The organism is Burkholderia anthina (genome assembly GCF_902498995.1).
Lineage (GTDB): Bacteria > Pseudomonadota > Gammaproteobacteria > Burkholderiales > Burkholderiaceae > Burkholderia > Burkholderia anthina.
Genome location: NZ_CABVLY010000017.1, coordinates 1 through 18,031, shown reverse-complemented (window position 1 = coordinate 18,031; position 18,031 = coordinate 1). Strand labels below are relative to the sequence as shown.

The window sequence follows — 18,031 nt, the reverse complement described above, 5'->3', positions numbered from 1 at the left end:
ACGATTGCAAGAGCGCCAAGTGTAAGACACGCGTGACGTGCCGCCGTGGTCACGCGGTGAGTTTGACGGGATCGTGTCGATCGGCGAGCCACGCGTCGATGCGTGGGGCATCGGCGTGCGTGCGCGTCGGGGTTTCCGTGGTTGCGGGCATCGCTGCGAGCGCGTGTCGCGCGCGTTCGAGTGCCTCCGCGAAACCGCGCAACTCGCGGGTCGCCGGCCGGTCGTCGAGACGCCGGCGCGCGAGTGCCGCTTCGATACGTACGTCGATCAACGCGCGCTGCGCGTCGATGAAATCGACGCACAGCATGCGGCACTGCGCGGAGATCGATGCGGCCGCGAGCAGCACCGGCACGATCGACATCGTCAGGTAGCCGCCGGGCGCAAGCCGCGACAATGCCGCGCGTACTTGCGGGCCGCCGTCGATCAGCGATGCGAACACCGCGTCGCGCCACACCGCGCGCTCGAACACGAGCGCATCGCGAAACGTGTCGAGCGCCGCGCGATCCGCGACCTGCCCCGCCGTGACCAGCGGTATCGCCGGCGTCGCATCGGCCGAAGCCGTGCCGCCGTCCGCGCCGACGATGCAGTTCGCGCCGAGCCAGGCCGTCTCGTCGCGCCGCCCGGCGAGCACGCGCGATTGCAACCGGTCAGGCAGCATCGGATCGAGCGGCACCGCACCGCAGATCGACGGCTTGCTCGCATGCACGCTGCAACGGCCGTCGTCGGCCAGCGCGGGGCACCGGCCGAGCGACGGATAGTCGTAGCCTTGCAGCGTCAATGCGATCCATTCGTCGCCCGCGCCGTGCGTGCGGTGGAACAACCGGTTCGCGAGCGCATCGCAGGCGGCGACGTCATCCGCATCGAACGCGTGCTCGCGTCCGCTCGTGTGCGATCGTTCGCCGACCCGCCGCTTTGGCACGCGATGGATCGTCAGCGCCCCGACGAAACGGTGACGATGCCGGAACAGCTCGCGCAGCGACAGCGTCGGCGCGCTGTTGCAACAGCGTCCGCACGCATTGCACGCGAGGCGGTAGTCGGCTACCACGGCCGCCGCACCGAGTCCTGGTAGCGCGTCAGGATGAAATGCGCGACGTCGTCCGAGTGATACGCGGCGACGAGCTGCGCGACCCACGGCTTCGCGCGATCGGCATCGCGCACGGTCAACACGTTCGCATACGGCGAGCGGGCGTCCTCGAGGTTGATGCTGTCGCGCGCCGGTTGAAGGCCCATGCGCGTGGCGTCGTCGCTGTCGATCGCGACGAACACGGCCGAATCGAGCGCCGCATGAAGCCGGTCGCGGCGCAGCGCGACGAATTTCAGCGCGAGCCGGTTGCCGGTCACGTCGCGCAGCGTCGCATGCAGGCCGGCCTGTTCGCGCAGCGTCACCAGCGTGTCGTTCTGCAGCAGCACGAGCGCGCGCGCCATCCCGCGCGGATCGGCGGGAAGCGCGACCGTCGCGCCGGGCTGCAGTTCGTTCAGGTTCTTCAGCTTGCGCGAATAAAGCGCCATCGGCAATGTGACGGTCGGCGCGACGGCGGTCAGCGCATAGCCTTTCGCCGCGCGCGTGGCGCTCAGGCGCTGGGCATCCTCGAAGCTCGCCGCGTCGATGCTGCCGCCGGCAAGCGCGGTATCGATGCGCGATGCGTCGTCGAATGCGACGACGTCGACGGCCAACCCGCGCGCCGCGGCGACGCGTTTCACCTCGTCGAGGATTGCCGCATGCACGCCGCGCGTCACGCCGACGCGCACCGCGGGCGCGGCGGATTCTGCCCACGCCGGACGCATGACGCCGCACGCAATGATCAACCCTGCGGCAATGGCCCACCCTCCGCGCTTCATGACGCATCCCTCAGAATCGTGCGGAACCCGATGTGCGATGCGCCGAGATCGGCTTCCTGCTGTTCGCGCGACGATGCGCGATAGCGCACGCAGTAGTCGCGCGAGCACAGGAACGAGCCGCCCTTGATCACCATCGGCGTATCGTGCCGGCGCGTCGGCGGGGCGACGGCTGCCGTGTCGCCGTTCGTATGCGACTGGTGCGGCCCCGTGTAGGCATCCTTCGTCCATTCCCATGCGTTGCCGATCATGTCGTAGAGACGAAAGCCGTTCGCCGCGTAGCAGCCGACCGGCGCCAGCCCCGCATGACCGTCCTCGGCCGTGTCGAGCACCGGAAACGCGCCCTGCCAATAGTTCGCGGCCGGCGTGCCGTTCGCGTCGCGCGGCGCCGCATCGAGCGACGCGTCGTCGCGGCCGGCCTTGCCCGCGTATTCCCATTCGGCTTCGGTCGGCAGGTCGCGGCCGAGCCAGTGTGCGTACGCGAGCGCATCGCGCTGCGTGACGAGCGTGACGGGCAGGTTGCCGAGCCCGTCGACGGTGCTGCCGGGGCCGCGCGGCGTGCGCCACGACGCGCCCTTCACCCACGTCCACCATGCGAGGTCGCGTGCATTCAGCTCGTCGCGCGTCGGCACATGGAACACCGCCGCGCCGCCCTGCTGCTCGGCTTCGGTCACGTAGCCGGTCGCCTGCACGAATGCGGCGAACTGCGCGATCGTCACGTCGGTCTGGTCGATCCAGAAGCCGCCGACGCGCGTCTTGCCGTCGCCGACCGGACGCTCGTCCGCATAGCCGCGCGTGCTGCCGAACACGAACGCGCCGCCACTCAGGTGCACCATCCCGGCTTCGGGATCGTCGCGCCACTTTGCCGGCAACCCCGAATAGCGCTCGCACTGCCGCTCCGAGCCCAGCGGCGCGAGCGTGCGGCCGCGATTCGCGTCATCGAACGCACCGCCCGGCGCGCCCGGCGGATTCGCATAACCGACCGCGAACGCGGCGGCGAACAGCGTGGCCGCGAGCGCCGCGCCGAGCGTCCAGAACCGGAACCGCATCGCGTCGTCCTCAGTAGTAGCCGCGCGGACGCAGCGGCTCGACACCGCCGACGTTGCTCATGTAGGTCTTCCACTGGTCGACCAGCGTGCTGACCACCGACGGATTTTGCGCCGACACGTCGGTCGTCTCGCCACGATCCGCCGCGAGGTCGTAAAGCTGCCAGTGCCCGTCGAGCGGGCCGAGCGGCGGCTCGGTCCACAATGCCTTCCAGCGGCCGTCGGCGCTGCGCAGATACGCGCGGCCATACGCTTCGTCGCCGAACGGCGTCGTATGCACTTCACCGCTGGCCGAGCCGGTAAGCACCGGCAGCAGCGACTGGCCCGTCACCGGATACACGTAGCGGTTGTTGTAGACCACCTTGCCCTTGTTCCGGTCGACGCCCGTCAGCGTGTTCACCAGCGGCGGCGCCGGCTGCGACGGCGGCGTGACGCCCGCGACCGCGAGGAACGTCGCAGTGTTGTCCGTCACGTGCGTGAACGCGCGCAGCGTCGGCAACGCTTGCGTCTGGCCCGGCAGGTGAACGATCGTCGGCGTCGACACGCCGCCTTCGGCCGAATAGCCCTTCGTGAGGCGGAACGGCGTCGCGCTCACCTCGGCCCAGCGCAGCCCGTATTGCAGCCGCTGCGCGTTCTGCTTGCCGTTGTCGGTGCCGAGCGCGGAGTAGGTCGGCTCCTGTGCGTTCGCGGTGTCGGTCGCCGTCGGGTCCGCGCCGGAGTCGATCGGCCAGCCTTCCGCGCCGTTGTCCGACTGGAACATGATGAACGTGTTGTCGTATTCGCCGATGTCCTTCAGATGCTGGATTAGCAGGCCGATGTTGTAGTCGAGGTTCTCGACCATCCCCGCATAGATCTCCATGTAGCGCGCCTGCGCCTTGCGCTCGGCCGGGCTCAGGCTCGACCACAGCTTGTCGACCTTGCCGATGCCGTAGTCGCTGTAGCCGTCGGCGGCCGAATGCACGGCGCTGATGTACTTCGCGCCGGCGGTGCCGTCGTTCGCCGTCGCCGGCGACGCCGCCGTCGTTTCGGGCAGGCCGTCGAACGGCTTGAAGTCGGCGGGAATCAGGCCGAGCGCCTTCTGCCGCGCGATCCGTGCGTTGCGGATCGCGTCGTAGCCGGCGTCGTACACGCCCGCGTATTTGTGCAGCCACGGGTCGGGCACCTGCAGCGGCCAGTGTGGCGACGTGTAGGCCGCGTAGGCGAAGAACGGCTTGCCGTCCTGCTTGTTCGCATCGATGTACGAGATCAGCTTCTGCGTGTAGAAATCCGTCGAATAGAACACGGCCGGGCTGCCGCCCGTACCGCCCGGCTGTCCGGGCTGGCCTGGCTGCACGTAGCGACCGTCTTCCGTGTAGTTCGACGAACCGGCCGGCTCGTGCGCGAAGTGGTTCGTCGCCGCGCCGCCGAGCAGCACGTAGCTGTGCTCGAAGCCCCATTGGTCCGGCGTCTGCCCGCTGCCCGCCGTGCTGCCGACGATCCCCGAGCCGATGTGCCACTTGCCCGCGATATACGTGTGATAGCCGGCGTCCTTCAGCAGTTGTGCGAACGACAGCGCGCGGTCGTTCAGGTAGCCCTCGTAGCCCGGCAGCCCGCGCCGCTCGTCGGTCGGCACACCCATCGTGCCTTCGCCGACCAGGTGGTGATCGGTGCCGGAAATCAGCATCGCGCGGGTGATCGCGCACACCGTGCCGGTGTGGTGGTTCGACAGGATGCGGCCCGATGCGACGAGCGCGTCCAGGTTCGGCGTGTTGATCTCGCCGCCGAACGCGTGGATATCGGAGTAGCCCAGATCGTCGGCCATGATGTACAGGATGTTCGGGCGTCTGGCTTCGGGCGTCGCACTGGCCTGCGGCGGCGGATCGCTGTCGACGCCGCCGCACGATGCCAGCGACAGCGCACCGGCGACCGCGGTGCACACTACACGGAAACGGAAGGCAAGCAAGGGCGAAGCGGACTTTTTCATTGTTGTGGATCGCTCGATCTACGGGATCGGCGATCTTAGCGTCGCCCGCGCGGCGCCCAAAGTCGGATTCGTCACATGCTAACGGGATGCGGGAATATGCACGCGGGTCCGATGGCGTCCATCCGCACCGGGCCGCACCCATTTCGAGATGAATGACGGAATCCGCGACGCATCATCCCGTCGCACGCCGCGACGAAAACGAGCAACCGGATCGCGCTCGAAACGCACGTCGCACACACGGCGGGCGGAAGCATCCCGATCACCCAATGCACCCTGGAGACCCGATGTCAAAGATCACCGACGTACTGAAAGTGCTGTCGAAGTGCGAACCCTACCGCCCCGCAAAAGGCGTGTCGATGGAACGGGCACGCAAAGCGGCGCGACTTCTGCTCGCGGGAGGCGGCGTCTGCTTCGTGCTGCTCGGCGCATTGGCGCTCTGGCACAAGGCGGCCCCGGCACCGTTGCAGCAGCACGTCGCCATCGTGTTCTACGTACTGACGGTCTTGTTCAGCCTGCTCTCCCTCATCGTCGAACCCGTCGCCGGCATCGTCCAGATGTTTCGCTGGAAATCGGAAACGCTGAACACCATCACGCGCGAGGTGGAGACCGACGAGAAGCATGCGCTGCTGCTGGCCGGCTACGACGACAGCACGCTCGAGTATGCGCGGCACGTCCTGCAACTCAAGGTGAAGCGCCTCGACGCGCGCGCCGTGTCGTTCTTCGGCGGCGGAACGGCCGCCTATGCGCTGCTTGCCGTGACGCTCTCGAACATCAAGGACGCCGGTGGCTTGCCGTGGTTGCAGAGTACGCTGACAAGCGGATTCGTTTCCGGAAATTTCCTGAATACCGCCATCGTATGGGGCATTGCATTGGTCTTCGGGCTATCCGTCGGCTCGATGGCGTTGAAGGTGGTCCAGTCGCGCTACGTCTATCAGGTCGAACTGATCGAGCTCGTGCTGCTGCATCGAACGATGGCGAAGGCGGCCAAGCGCGCGTGACGTCTGGTCGGCACGGCGGACCGTGCTCACCCGCGAATCCCGTACGTTCATCCCGCACGCCGCGCGGCCATCGGCATCGCGCGCCGTGACGCGATCCGCAACCCGAGCACGCCGCCGGCGAGCAGCGCCACGGCGACCAGCAGCAGCGCGAGATCGTACGAATGCGTGACGTCCTTGATGTGTCCCATCACCGGCGGCAGCGCAAGCCCCGCGATGTTCGCGACCGCGTTGATCAGCGCGATCGACGCGGCGGCCGTGAGGCCCGACACGTATTCGGTCGTCACCGCCCAGAACACCGGCGTCGTGGCCCAGTTGAACCCGACCGCGAACACGAGCAATGCATACGCAACGGGCAGCGCGGGCGTATAGATCGCACCGATGAGCAGCGCACCGGCCAGCAGCATCGGCACGCCGAGATGCAGCGCACGCTCGCCGCCGAGATCCGAATGCCGGCCGTTCAGATACATCGCGATGCACGCGAACAGGAACGGCAGTGCGGACAGGCTGCCGACCGCGAAGCTCGATTGCGCCGACAGGCTCTTCACGAGCAGCGGCAGGAACAGCGTGAGGCCTATTGTGCCGAAGGCCTGCAACAGCCAGAACGCCGCCAGCGCCCATACCTTGCCGTCGCCGAACGCCCGCCGCAATGCAGCGCCGTGCGACAGATGCTCGTGCGGCGCACCGGCGCGCAGCGTGGCTTCGAGCCATGCGCGCTCGTCGGCCGGCAGCCAGCGGGCATGCGTGGGCGTATCGGGCAGCTTCCGCCATACGACGATCCCGAGCAGCAACGCCGGCACGCCTTCGAGCAGGAACAGCCAGCGCCAGCCTTCGACGCCGAGCACGCCGTTCAGGTTCAGCAACGCGCCGGACAGCGGCAACCCGATCACCGACGCGAGCGTCGCGCCGATGTAGAAGAACGACATCGCCCGTGCGCGATCGCTTTGCGGATACCACGCGGACAGGTAATAGATGATGCCCGGCGTGAACCCCGCTTCGGCCGCGCCCAGCAGCAGGCGCATCGCATAGAGCTGGCCCGGCGTATGCACCGCGCTCATCCCGGCCGCGACGATACCCCACGTGACCATGATGCGTGCGATCCAGCGGCGTGCGCCGACACGCGCGAGGAACAGATTGCTCGGTACTTCGAAGATGATGTACGTGACGTAGAACAGCCCCGCGCCGAGGCCATACATCTGTGCGCTGAGGCCGAGATCCGCGTTCATCTGCAGCGCCGCGACCGAGATGTTCGAGCGGTCGATGTACGCGACGAGGTACAGCAGCATCAGGAACGGAATGAGGCGCAGGTTCAGGCGCCGCATCGTCGCGGCGTGCAACTGCGAAGCGGCAGCATGCATCGGCTTGTCTCCTGGATCGTCTCGCGGGACGGGCGGATGCCGCGCACGATCGCGGCATCGTCGCGCCGCGTGAAGCGCGGCGTCATGCGAAGCAGTCTAGAAGTCGCGTGAAATGTGCGTCAATTATCGGGATGCAGTCTCGATATGTGAGAAATGCCGGCGAGTGAGTACCCCATCACGAGATGCTGCCCGGCAGCCGCAAGCGCCATCCCCAGCCATGCGAGCGAACCGGCGAGCCCCGCGGATCACCACGACGGCATAAGGCGAATACGTGGCCATTTTTCAGTCCGTGTCCGGGCGCCGAACCGGGGACCAGTCGACGGAATCTGCCTCCGCGAATTTGAGCCGTTCGCGCAATTCCGGATGCACGCCCGCCTGCATCAGCAGTGCAATGCCGCCTAAACGCCGCGCGTCCTCATCGGTAATCGAGCAACCGTCGTTCGGTTCTGCGTGCGGCGGAATCGTGATGCCGACACCTGCATTCAATTCGCGATCCAGGACGGCCTGAACGTCCTTGCGAAACACAGTGCACAACGTAACCTGTTCGGTTTCTTCATCGTAAAACACGATGGTTGCACGTCTCGGTTTGCTCATGTCACATTCCTCTACAAGTCTGGAATTTCTCGAATGCCCGTTGCTTGCACAGTGCGTAGGTCCGAGGGTCTCGATACATCGAACCAATAGCTGCACACATTTCCATGTCGATTTCGTAACGTTCGAAACACTGTTCCTCTTGAAACGGGCCGACAGCCGCCATGCTCAAAGCATCGTTCAATGCCGAATCATCGAGAAAAAACGGGGCAGCGTCACCGAGCGGCCTGACGTCAACGAATCCGGGTGCGATGTCAGCGACATCACCGCCTGCGCCCCCTACGATGTGTTCCAGATAGCTTATCAACTCCTCGGCGGATACATCACTTGGCCGCGCCCAATCCGGGAGCGGCTTGTCTACCGGAAGCGATGCCACCGGCGCGACACTGGGGAGCCGATGTGCCCGAGGGAAAGGTGGCGTCGATGGCCGACCACCAGCAGTGCCACGCCCTGTCGCTTGACGCTCGATCGCAACGACGACCAGTCCGTCCTCGATGGCGGATCTGAGCACATCGAGCGGCGCACCACGGAACGCGTCAAGGCCCAACTGCCGTAAGTACGTCATCGCGTTCGTTGTCAGACCCGCATACACCGGCCAGTGCAGCATCAACTCGGAGACCGCGGCGCGCTGATTGGCCGACAACGTCGCACTTCCCGCGCGTGTCAGCGTCGCGCGCTTTCCTGAACCCAACTCGATTGCAATTGAACTCATTCGACTCCCCGGCGTTACCGTCGGGCGAATCTACTTTTCGAAGCGCGATGCAACAAGCGCCCGGTTTTCATGAAGCAGAACAAAACCGGCACCCGGCGGGACTGAAAGCACGCAGGGTTTCCCTGGAACAGGCCGGAGAAGCGCTACAGGCCGCGTGTGTGCACGAACGGGCGGACGCATTCCGCGCGAATGTACAAAAGCACACCCGCGCGTCGGAACCTTTAAATTGTGTTACCTGCCCGACGTGGCCTGTGCCGCTCGCTCAATACCGCATCACGAGATACAACCCCGCAGCCGCAAGCGCCATCCCCGGCCACGCGAGCGCACCGATCGTCTCGCCGAGCACGACGAGCGCGATCAACGCGGTAGCCGGCGGAATCAGGAAAAACAACGCCGACACGCGCGACGCCTCGCCGTATCGCACCATCGCGAGCAGCAGCGAAATCGCGATCAGCGAGTTGCAGATCACGAGATACGCGAGCGACCCGGCGAGGCCCGCGGTCCAGTGCACGTGCATCGGTTCGAGTGCGAACGCGAGCGGCGCGGTCACGGCGAGGCCGACGGTGTACTGCACGAGGTTCGCGGTGACGGGATGAACATCGGTGCCGAAGCGTTTTTCCCACAGCGTGCCGCCGGTGATCGATGCGAGCGCAAGCAAGGCGAACACCAGCGCCCACGACGACGACACCGCGACCGACGAGCGCGCGAGGATGACGATCACGGCGCCCGCCGCGCCGAGTGCGAGCCCGACCCAGCGCAGCACGCCGACCCGCTCGCCGGCAATCATCGGCGCGAGCAGCCCGACGAGAATCGGCTGCTGCGACGTGACGAGCGCGACGGCCCCGGCCGACATGCCGAGCTTCAGGCTCAGATACGTGAACGAAAAATAACCGGCCTGCAGCAGCAAACCGACGACGACGAGATTGCGCCATTCGCCGCGCGTGCGCGGCAATGCGGGACGCAGCCACAGGAACGGCCCGACGAGCAGCGCGACGACGCACGCATAGCGCAGCGCGAGGAAGGTGAGCGGATCGGCATCGCGCAATCCCAGCTTCAGGAACACGAAGCCGCTCGCCCACAGCAGCAGGAACAGTGCGGGGGCGATGCGCAGCCAGCGGGGTTGTCGCGTAGCCATCGGCGGATCGATCGTCGTCATGCGCGCTCGCCCTGCATGACCGGATGATCGTGCGTGCCGCTCGCGGCGCGGCTGCGTGCACACGGGCGCATCATCGAAGGATCGGGCGGGATACGACGTGCGTCGCGGTCGTCACGATGCCGGCGACGATCACGATCCGCAGTGTCCTGCTCATCACGGCATGCCCCCGAATAGGAATTGTGCGGTGATCATACGCCGCGTCGACCGATCCTGCGTCATCGCTACGGCGCGCGCGCGACGCGCCGCGGCACGCGCTCGCCGTCAGCGTCGTCCGATGCCAGCATGCGCGGAATCTCGTCGACGAACGCATCGATGACGACGCGCACCTTCGACGGCAGATGACGCGACGCCGGCCGCACGACGAACACTTCCGCGCCGGACGTGCTGTCGCTGTCCATCACGAGCGCGAGACGGCCGTCGCGCATATACGGCGCCATCAACCAGCACGGCAGCCACGCGAGGCCCGCGCCGGCTGCCGCCGCGTCGGCGATCGCCTGCAAGTCGTCGAACCGCAGGCGGCCGGCCGGACGATGGTCGTGCACCGCGCCGTCCGCGCCGATGATCCGCCACGGCGTCGGCTGCCCGCCGCGCGAATACGCGATGCCGACATGCGACGCAAGTGCGTCGAGCCCCGACGGCCGGCCATGACGATCGAGATACGCGCGCGATGCGCAGATGCCCATGCGCTGTACGCCGAGCTTTCGGCCGACCAGCGCGCTGGTGTCGGCCAGCGCGCCGATCCGCACTGCGACGTCGAAGCCGTCGTTGACGAGATCGGCGACGCGATCGCTGAACGACACGTCGACTTCAAGCCGCGGATAACGCTCGACGAGACGCCGCACGACGGGCGCCACGCATTGCCGGCCGAACAGCACGGGCACGCTGATCCGCACGCGCCCGGTCGGCTCGCGCCGGCCCGCGTCGAGCGCGGCCTCCGTCTCGCCGAGTTCGGCCAGCAGCCGTCGGCACTGCTCGTAATAGACGAGCCCTTCGTCGGTCAGGCCGAGCCGGCGCGTCGTGCGCTGCAGGAGCCGCGCGCCGAGACGCTGTTCGAGTCGCGCGATGATCTTCGCGACGGCCGAACGCGTCATGCCGAGGCGCAGCGCCGCCGCCGCGAAGCTGCCCGACTCCACGACGTCGACAAATTCGGCGACGCCTCTCAACCGCTCGTCCATGGAATTCCGCTCCGGTGAGGTGACAGGTTTGTGTCCACACTGGCGACAATCGTTGGCCGAATTCTCGCCAATGCGTCCCCTCGCGCAACACTATGATAGTCCGGTCTATCTCGAAAAAGGAGTCGACATGCATGCATGGCAAGTCAAACCGGGCGACGGCGTTGCCGGGCTCCGGCGCATCGACGCGACGCTTCGTCCGGTCGGCCCGACCGACGTCGTCGTGAAGATCCACGCGGCCGCGCTGAACTATCGCGACCTGATGTTCGCGCGCGGCGACTATCTCGGCATCGGCACCGACGCGCTGATACCGGTCGCCGACGGCGCCGGGGAAGTCGTCGAAACCGGCCGCGACGTGACGCGGTTCAAACCGGGCGATCGCGTGATCAACACGTATTTCCCGCACTGGATCGACGGGCCGCCCACGCAGCAGAAAGTCTCGGGGTCGCCCGGCTCGCATTTCGACGGCGTGCTCGCCGAACGCTTCGTCTCCGACGAAACCGCGCTGGTCGCGATTCCCGCGCATCTCGACTACGAAGAAGCCGCGACGCTGTCGTGCGCGGGCATCACCGCGTGGAATGCGCTGTTCGTCGACGGCGGCCTGGGACCGGGCGCAACCGTCGTGCTGCTCGGCACGGGCGGCGTATCGATCGTTGCGCTGCAGCTCGCCCATGCGGCCGGACTGCGCACGATCGTGACCTCGTCGAGCGATGCAAAGCTCGAACGCGCCCGCGCACTGGGTGCGGACGCAACGATCAACTATCGCGCGACCCCCGAATGGCAACATGAAGTGCTGCGGCTCACCGGCGGCGCGGGCGCGGATCTCGTCGTCGAAGTCGGCGGACGCGATACGCTGCCGCGCTCGATTGCCGCGACGAAGATCGGCGGCATCGTGTCGATCATCGGCGGCCTCAGCAGCTTCGGCGGCCCGGCGCTCGATCTGCTGTCGCTGATCGGCGGCGTCCGGCAACTGCACGGCTTCATGGTCGGCAGCCGCGCGATGCTCGACGACGTCGTGCGGCTGGTCGACGCGCAGCGGATCAAGCCGGTGGTCGATCGCGTGTTCGGCTTCGACGAAGCGCCGCAGGCCTACGCGTACCTGCAGTCGGGGCAGCATTTCGGGAAAGTCGTGATTCGCGTCGCCTCGTAACGAAGGAAGGCGGCTCGGGCCGCCTTCTTCCCCTCCGCCGTTCAACCGCCCCGCCTCGTTCCCCCGTCCATAGCGCATTCGCGCAAATGCTTTTCCGAATCCGTTATTGGATCGCGCCGCCGCGCGTTTTTATACTCGTCAGCACTCTCTGATGAAGAGTGCCAACCAATTTCGACGCAACAGAACAGGACGGAAAGATGAGCCTACGCCCCTTGCACGACCGGGTCATCGTGAAACGACTCGACCAGGAAACCACCACCGCCTCGGGCATCGTGATCCCCGACAGCGCCGCTGAAAAACCCGACCAGGGCGAAGTGATCGCCGTCGGCCCCGGCCGCAAGGACGCGGACGGCCAGCGCATCGTGCCCGACCTGCAGGTCGGCGAACGCGTGCTGTTCGGCAAGTACGCGGGTCAGGCCGTCAAGGTCGACGGCACCGAATTCCTGGTGCTGCGCGAAGAAGACATCGTCGCGGTCGTCAATCAATAACGGAGTGCAATCATGGCAGCGAAGGAAATCATTTTCAGCGACGTCGCCCGTGCGAAGCTGACCGAAGGCGTCAACATTCTCGCGAACGCGGTGAAGGTCACGCTCGGGCCGAAGGGCCGCAACGTCGTGCTCGAACGCAGCTTCGGCGCCCCCGTCGTCACGAAGGACGGCGTGTCGGTCGCGAAGGAAATCGAACTCGCGGACAAGTTGCAGAACATCGGCGCGCAACTCGTGAAGGAAGTCGCGTCGCGCACCAGCGATGCCGCCGGCGACGGCACGACGACGGCCACCGTGCTTGCGCAGGCGATCGTGCGCGAAGGCCAGAAATACGTCGCGGCCGGGCTCAATCCGCTCGACCTGAAGCGCGGGATCGACAAGGCGGTTGCAGCGGCCGTCGACGCGCTGAAAAAGATCAGCAAGCCGACCACCACCAGCAAGGAAATCGCGCAGGTCGCGACGATCTCCGCGAACGGCGAGGAATCGATCGGCCAGCGCATCGCCGAAGCGATCGACCGCGTCGGCAAGGAAGGCGTGATCACCGTCGAGGACGGCAAATCGCTCGCCGACGAACTCGACGTCGTCGAAGGATTGCAGTTCGATCGCGGCTATCTGTCGCCGTACTTCATCAACAATCCCGACAAGCAGATCGCCGAGCTCGAGAACCCGTACATCCTGCTGCACGACAAGAAGGTCTCGAACATCCGCGACCTGCTGCCGGTGCTCGAACAGGTCGCGAAGTCGGGCCGTCCGCTGCTGATCATCGCGGAAGACGTCGAAGGCGAAGCGCTCGCGACGCTGGTCGTGAACAACATTCGCGGCATCCTGAAGACGGTCGCGGTCAAGGCGCCGGGCTTCGGCGATCGCCGCAAGGCGCTGCTCGAGGACATCGCGATCCTGACCGGCGGGCAAGTCGTCGCCGAGGAAACGGGCCTCACGCTCGAGAAGGCGACGCTCGCCGAACTCGGCCAGGCGAAGCGCATCGAAGTGGGCAAGGAAAACACGACGGTGATCGACGGCGCGGGCGACGCGAAGAACATCGAGGCGCGCGTGAAGCAGATTCGCGTGCAGATCGAAGAGGCGACGTCCGACTACGACCGTGAAAAGCTGCAGGAACGCGTCGCGAAACTCGCGGGCGGCGTCGCGGTCATCAAGGTTGGCGGTGCGACCGAGATCGAGGTCAAGGAGAAGAAGGATCGCGTCGACGACGCGCTGCATGCAACGCGCGCGGCCGTCGAGGAAGGCATCGTGCCGGGCGGCGGCGTCGCGCTGATCCGCGTGCGGCAGGCGATCCGCGAGCTGAAGGGCGCGAACGCCGATCAGGACGCGGGCATCAAGATCGTGCTGCGCGCGCTCGAGGAACCGCTGCGCCAGATCGTCGCGAACGCGGGCGAGGAATCGAGCGTGGTCGTCGCGAAGGTCGCGGAAGGCACGGGCAACTTCGGCTACAACGCGCAGACCGGCGAATACGGCGACCTCGTCGAATCGGGTGTGCTCGATCCGACCAAGGTCACGCGCACGGCACTGCAGAACGCGGCGTCGGTGGCCGGGCTGCTGCTGACGACCGATGCGACCGTGTTCGAAGCGCCGAAGGATGCGGCACCGGCCGCCGCGCCGGGCGGCCCGGGCGCGGGCGGGCCGGGGTTCGATTTCTGACGACACGTCGCGGCGTGCCGGTTCGCCGGCATGCCCGGCGATTCCGAAGCACCGCAACGCGTGGCGACGAAAGTCGTCACGCGTTTTTTATTGATCGACCCGCACACCGGTTCGGCGCGGCGGCCGCGGTAAGATGAACGCTCATTCCGTCTCGTCGCCTCCCCAAAGCCATGTCGACCGCCGTCACCACCTTGCTGCCGCTCGCCGGCGTCCTGCTGCTGAGCGTCGCCAGCCCGGGCCCGAATTTCGTGATCGTCACGTCGACCGCCGTTGCGTCGCGCCGGGCCGGCGTGATGACCGGCCTCGGCCTCGCCGCTGCCTCCGGCACCTGGGCGGCGATCGCGATTGCCGGGCTGAGCCTGCTCGTCACCCACGTCGCGTGGGTGCACACCGCGCTGCGCCTGGCAGGCGCCGCGTACCTGATCTGGCTCGGCCTGAAAATGGTGCTGACCGCGCGCAGCCCGTTGCCTGCGTCCGCGCCGGCCGTATCCTCCGACTGGAACGCCGCGAAAAGAGGCTATGTGGTCAGCATGACGAACCCGAAATCCGTCGCGTTCTACGGCAGTATCTTCGCGTTGATGGTGCCGGCGCACGCATCGGCGTGGCTCGATCTCGCGGTCGTCGCGCTGTCGATCGGAATCTCGGGCGCGTGGTATTGCACGATGGCGCTGCTCGCATCGCACCCGTCCGTGCGCCGGCTGCTGATTCGGCGCAAGGCCGTGCTCGATACGACGGCAGGGCTGCTGCTGATGGGGCTCGGCGGGAGGATGCTGGCGGGGCGTTGAAGCACGCTCGGCGCGTGGGCGCCTACCCTACTGCAGATAGCGGACCACGAGCCGCGTCACCTCGTCGGCCAGCGCATCGAACGCCGCATCGGAGAAGTCGCCTCCGTGATGGAGCACGGCCGTGTGCGTGAGCGCTTCGATCGACGTCACGCACACGAACGCGGCCATGCCGAGGTCGACCGCGCGACACTCGTTGCGATGCGCGTCGAGATACGCGGAAAAAAACGCGTAGAAATCGTGATTGAACCCGCCGACCCGTTCGAGCACGCCCGTGCGCGGAATCTGCTCCGACAGCACGGCATGCAGCCTCGGATCGATGCGATGCGCATCGATGGCCGCGCCGACGATCTTGCGCACCGCCGCTGCCACCGGTAGCGCCTCGACTTCCGCCAGTGCCGCCCGCACCGTGTCCATCAGTTCCCGACGATGGCGCTCGCCCACCGCCGCGACCAGCGCCTCCTTGCCCGGGAAATACTGATAGAGCGAACCGATGCTCACGCCGGCCTTGTCGGCGATGCGGTTCGTGCTGGCCTTGTCGAAGCCTTCCTTGACCAGAATGCGAGCAGTCGCTTCGACCAGCGCGTCCACCGTCGCGCGCGAGCGCTGCTGTGACGCGTGTTTACGGGGTTTCGTGACGGGCCGCCGTGCCATGGGTCGCGCTCCGAATGCGAGTAGGGAAATGCGAGCGATCGCTCGTATTATGCATCGGACGGATCGCCTGCGACGGCAGCCGCGATCCGGACGGAATGCCGCCCTGCCCCATACCGGAAGGAGAATGCCGATGAGCCTGGCACCCTATGCGAAGCTGCTTGCTGTCAAACGATGGGCCGATCGCGGCCTCTACGACGCCGTCACGCACAACATCGATCGACTCGGCGCCGACGATGCAACGCTGATGATGCGTATCCTCGATCACATTCACGTGGTCGACCGCATCTTTCAGCATCACCTGCAACGCGTGCCGCATGCGTTCCGCTCGGCGCGCTCCGACGTGCTGCCCGCGCTCGGCACGCTCGCGCCCGGCGCACGGGAGGTCGACGACTGGTACGTGTCGTATGTCGACAGGCTGACGCCGGCCGAGCTCGACGAGACGATCGATTTCACATTCACGAGCGGCAAGCCGGCACGCATGCGGCGCAGCGACATGCTGCTTCATGTGTGCATGCACGGCACGTATCATCGCGGCAATGCCGGTGCGCTGCTGCAACTGCGCGGCATCGTGCCGGGCCGCGACTCGGTCGCGGATTTTCTGGAGGAGTCGATGTGACGGCGCGTGGATTGCATCGAGCGCCCGCCATGCAAGAAGGCCGCTTGCGGCGCGTCATCGACGACGTCCGCAAGCGGCCTTGTCACTCTCGGCGCAGCTCAGCGCCGCGTCGCCAGCCTCTTCACGACACGCACGAGCGCATCGACTTCATCGCACGTGTTGTAGAACGCCAGCGACGGCCGCACCGTCGCTTCGAGCCCGAAACGCCGCAAGATCGGTTGCGCGCAGTGATGCCCGGAGCGCACCGCGATGCCCTCTTCGTTCAGCGCCTGCCCGACCTCCTCGGTCTCATAGCCCTTCAGCACGAACGACAGCACGCTCGCCTTGTCGCGCGCGGTGCCGACGAGCCGCACCCCCGGCACCGGCGCGAGCACGCTCGTTGCATACGCAAGCAGGTCGTGTTCGTAGCGCGCGATGTTCTCGATGCCGACGCGGCTCACGTAATCGAGCGCCGCCCCCAACCCCACCGCATCCGCGATGTTGCCGGTGCCGGCCTCGAAGCGGTTCGGCGGCGGCTGGAACACCGTGCGCTCGAACGTCACGTCCGCGATCATGTTGCCGCCGCCCTGCCATGGCGGCATGTCGTCGAGAATCGCGCGCTTGCCGTACACGACGCCGATCCCGGTCGGCCCGTAGATCTTGTGCCCCGAGAACACGAAGAAATCCGCGTCGAGCGCCTGCACGTCGACACGCATGTGCGAGATCGACTGCGCGCCGTCGACGAGCGCCTTCGCGCCCGCGCGATGCGCGAGCTCGACGATCTCCTTCACCGGCACGACCGTCCCGAGCGCATTCGACACCTGCGTGACGGACACGATCTTCGTGCGATCGTTGAGCAGCTTCCGGTATTCGTCGAGCAGCACCTGCCCCGAATCGTCGACCGGAATCACGCGCAGCTTCGCGCCCTTCTGCGCGGCGAGCTGCTGCCACGGCACGATGTTCGCGTGATGCTCGAGATGCGACACGACGATCTCGTCGCCTTCGCCGACGTTCTGCACGCCCCACGTCTTCGCGATCAGGTTGATCGCCTCGGTGGTGCCGCGCACGAACACGATCTCGTCCGGCGACGAAGCGCCGATGAAGCGTCGCACGGTGTCGCGCGCATGCTCGTACGCATCCGTCGCGCGGCCCGCCAGTGCATGCGCAGCGCGGTGGATGTTCGAGTTCTCGTGCGCATAGAAATACGCGAGACGGTCGATCACGGCCTGCGGCTTGTGCGTCGTCGCCGCGTTGTCGAACCAGACGAGCTGCTTGCCGTTCACGCGCTCCTGCAGGATCGGGAAATCGCGGCGAATGGCGTTCACGTCGAACGGCGGGTGCGCACCGCGATGCAGGTTGCCCTGCGGCTCGACCGCCTGGGCATCGTCGATGAAGTAACGCGGCACCTCGGCGCCCGACGCGCGCGAGACCGGCACGTCGCGATGCACGGCGAGCAGGTCGCGCAGCGCATCGTCGCCCGGCAACCCGAATGCTTCAGGCGACGCGAGGCCGTTCGACGGCACGACGATGTCCTGCGGCGTCGCCTGCCAGCCTTGCAGCGAACCGTCGGTGAAATAGTACGGCGACGCAGCCGGCGCAGCCTTCACCGCGCCGTCCGATACCGCCGCGCTCGCCTGCGGCACGCCGAGCGCCGCGCCGCCGACGCGCGGCTCGAATGCGGGCGCGATCGACACCGCGTTGTCGGGCAGCCCGTTCTGCGCGGCCGCATGCGGCGCGAGCGCGGGCACGCGGTTTCCCAGCGACAGCACGTGCGTCGGCGCGGACGGCGCGAGGTTCGCGCCGGGCGCCTTGCCTTGCGGCAGCGCGAGCCCCGGCACGCCGGTGCCCGTGCCGCCCGGCCCCGCGAGCCGCGAGCCGGC

Annotated in this window: 17 protein-coding genes; 6 read left to right on the top strand and 11 right to left on the bottom strand. The window is 67.0% G+C overall.

Annotation, left to right across the window (positions count from 1 at the left end; translation table 11 throughout):
- Positions 1 to 49 precede the first annotated feature (49 nt).
- Genes BME24068_RS21050 through BME24068_RS21035 form a run of 4 tightly spaced genes read right to left on the bottom strand, consistent with a single transcriptional unit; the run spans position 50 to position 4,845 of the window.
- Complete coding sequence (locus BME24068_RS21050; protein ID WP_174927242.1) at positions 50 to 1,045, bottom strand: YkgJ family cysteine cluster protein; 996 nt, start codon at positions 1,043 to 1,045, stop codon at positions 50 to 52.
- Entirely contained in the window at positions 1,039 to 1,785 is a 747-nt protein-coding gene (locus BME24068_RS21045) for a MetQ/NlpA family lipoprotein (RefSeq protein WP_420887557.1), read from the bottom strand. The genes BME24068_RS21050 and BME24068_RS21045 overlap by 7 nt, the downstream gene beginning before the upstream one ends.
- Positions 1,786 to 1,835: 50 nt before the next feature.
- A complete protein-coding gene (locus BME24068_RS21040; protein ID WP_174927240.1) occupies positions 1,836 to 2,885 on the bottom strand; it encodes a formylglycine-generating enzyme family protein in 1,050 nt (349 codons plus the stop codon).
- Positions 2,886 to 2,895: 10 nt separating this feature from the next.
- The gene (locus tag BME24068_RS21035; protein WP_174927239.1) at positions 2,896 to 4,845 is read right to left on the bottom strand and encodes an arylsulfatase; all 1,950 of its coding nucleotides are present in this window, start codon (positions 4,843 to 4,845) and stop codon (positions 2,896 to 2,898) included.
- Between the two features lie 152 nt (positions 4,846 to 4,997).
- On the opposite strand from BME24068_RS21035, the gene BME24068_RS21030 reads away from it, so the two are divergent.
- Complete coding sequence (locus tag BME24068_RS21030) at positions 4,998 to 5,843, top strand: hypothetical protein (protein WP_174927238.1); 846 nt, start codon at positions 4,998 to 5,000, stop codon at positions 5,841 to 5,843.
- Between the two features lie 47 nt (positions 5,844 to 5,890).
- On the opposite strand, the gene BME24068_RS21025 is transcribed toward BME24068_RS21030, so the two are convergent.
- From BME24068_RS21025 to BME24068_RS21005, 5 genes are all read right to left on the bottom strand, one after another.
- Positions 5,891 to 7,198, bottom strand: coding sequence for an MFS transporter (locus BME24068_RS21025; RefSeq protein WP_174927237.1), 1,308 nt, complete (start codon positions 7,196 to 7,198; stop codon positions 5,891 to 5,893).
- Between the two features lie 282 nt (positions 7,199 to 7,480).
- Positions 7,481 to 7,792 (bottom strand): hypothetical protein, encoded by a 312-nt coding sequence (locus BME24068_RS21020; protein WP_096500335.1) that lies wholly within the window; start codon positions 7,790 to 7,792, stop codon positions 7,481 to 7,483.
- Between the two features lies 1 nt (position 7,793).
- Positions 7,794 to 8,501, bottom strand: a complete 708-nt coding sequence (locus BME24068_RS21015; protein WP_174927236.1) for a hypothetical protein — start codon at positions 8,499 to 8,501, stop codon at positions 7,794 to 7,796.
- Between the two features lie 262 nt (positions 8,502 to 8,763).
- Positions 8,764 to 9,636, bottom strand: a complete 873-nt coding sequence (locus BME24068_RS21010) for a DMT family transporter (protein WP_239007938.1) — start codon at positions 9,634 to 9,636, stop codon at positions 8,764 to 8,766.
- 242 nt (positions 9,637 to 9,878) lie between these two features.
- Entirely contained in the window at positions 9,879 to 10,832 is a 954-nt protein-coding gene (locus BME24068_RS21005; protein ID WP_096500339.1) for a LysR substrate-binding domain-containing protein, read from the bottom strand.
- Positions 10,833 to 10,959: 127 nt separating this feature from the next.
- Between BME24068_RS21005 and BME24068_RS21000 the strand changes: the two genes are divergently transcribed.
- From BME24068_RS21000 to BME24068_RS20985, 4 genes are all read left to right on the top strand, one after another.
- Positions 10,960 to 11,979, top strand: a complete 1,020-nt coding sequence (locus tag BME24068_RS21000) for a zinc-dependent alcohol dehydrogenase family protein (protein ID WP_174927234.1) — start codon at positions 10,960 to 10,962, stop codon at positions 11,977 to 11,979.
- Between the two features lie 197 nt (positions 11,980 to 12,176).
- Positions 12,177 to 12,467: a co-chaperone GroES gene (gene groES, locus BME24068_RS20995; protein WP_096500343.1), complete on the top strand. Its 291-nt coding sequence runs from the start codon at positions 12,177 to 12,179 to the stop codon at positions 12,465 to 12,467.
- Positions 12,468 to 12,479: 12 nt separating this feature from the next.
- Positions 12,480 to 14,120: a chaperonin GroEL gene (gene groL / locus BME24068_RS20990; protein WP_124830772.1), complete on the top strand. Its 1,641-nt coding sequence runs from the start codon at positions 12,480 to 12,482 to the stop codon at positions 14,118 to 14,120.
- Positions 14,121 to 14,290: 170 nt separating this feature from the next.
- Positions 14,291 to 14,905, top strand: a complete 615-nt coding sequence (locus tag BME24068_RS20985; protein ID WP_174927233.1) for a LysE family translocator — start codon at positions 14,291 to 14,293, stop codon at positions 14,903 to 14,905.
- Positions 14,906 to 14,932: 27 nt separating this feature from the next.
- Here the strand turns inward: BME24068_RS20985 and BME24068_RS20980 are convergent, their stop codons facing one another.
- A complete protein-coding gene (locus tag BME24068_RS20980; protein ID WP_174927232.1) occupies positions 14,933 to 15,556 on the bottom strand; it encodes a TetR/AcrR family transcriptional regulator in 624 nt (207 codons plus the stop codon).
- Between the two features lie 130 nt (positions 15,557 to 15,686).
- On the opposite strand from BME24068_RS20980, the gene BME24068_RS20975 reads away from it, so the two are divergent.
- On the top strand, positions 15,687 to 16,172 hold the full coding sequence (locus tag BME24068_RS20975) for a DinB family protein (RefSeq protein WP_096500363.1): 486 nt from the start codon (positions 15,687 to 15,689) through the stop codon (positions 16,170 to 16,172).
- A gap of 98 nt (positions 16,173 to 16,270) precedes the next feature.
- Here BME24068_RS20975 and BME24068_RS20970 read toward each other — a convergent pair.
- Positions 16,271 to 18,031, bottom strand: a 1,761-nt coding sequence (locus BME24068_RS20970; RefSeq protein WP_174927231.1) for a family 2A encapsulin nanocompartment cargo protein cysteine desulfurase, incomplete at its 5' end; no start/stop codon positions are given.